We start from the raw sequence: 693 nt of genomic DNA, 5'->3' as shown, positions 1-693 counted from the left end.
GCTCGTCTTTGTGAGCTCCGCCCCCTTGTTTGGGGTTTCGGCGGCGGTTTCGGCCCGGGCGGCCGGGCTGCGGGCGCACCTATCCCGTGATGGCGGCCCATCGGCGCATGTTGAAGGCGATCGCCGCCAATGTCACCTGGGCGGTGGCCTTCGCCAGTCCGACATAGCGGATATTGGTCAGCTTCATGCGGTTCTTGAGCGTGGCGAAAGTGGTCTCCACCGCCGCTCGCCGTCTGGCGATCAGGCGGTTGTAATGTTTGAGCCGCGGCGGCAGCGCATGGTGCTTGTTGGGGCGGCGCGCGATGCGCACCTTCTTGCCCTCGGCCTTGAGCCGGGCGCGGCGGGCATGGGTGTCGTAGGCGGCGTCCGCCCACACCGTCTTCTCGTCGCCGCAGATCAAGTTATCGGCCATCACCGTGTCGTTGACGTTGGCTGGCGTGGTAATCACCGTGCGGATCAGGCCAGAGCCCTCATCCACCCCGACATGGGCTTTGTAGCCAAAGGTGAAGCCGCCCTTGCCCTTTCGCGCGGTGAGCCGGGCATCCGTATCCTTCGAAGTCCGCTCGTCCGTCGGGGGCAATGAAACCGCATTGATCAGCGTGGCATCCAGCATCGTTCCCCGCTTCAGGATAACACCGGCTTTCTCCAACTGCCGGTCCAGTTCGCCAAACAGCTTCTCCAGCAGCCCTTCGC

At 64.6% G+C, this 693-nt stretch carries 1 protein-coding gene; it reads right to left on the bottom strand.

Going from position 1 to position 693, the window contains the following annotated elements; translation table 11 throughout:
- Nucleotides 1-79 precede the first annotated feature (79 nt).
- Nucleotides 80-693, bottom strand: a 614-nt coding sequence (locus tag NKH50_RS28930; protein ID WP_352707736.1) for an IS5 family transposase, incomplete at its 5' end; no start/stop codon positions are given.

It is taken from the genome of Mesorhizobium sp. M1027 (assembly GCF_040318745.1).
Lineage (GTDB): Bacteria > Pseudomonadota > Alphaproteobacteria > Rhizobiales > Rhizobiaceae > Mesorhizobium.
This window is presented reverse-complemented; position numbering and strand designations above follow the sequence as displayed.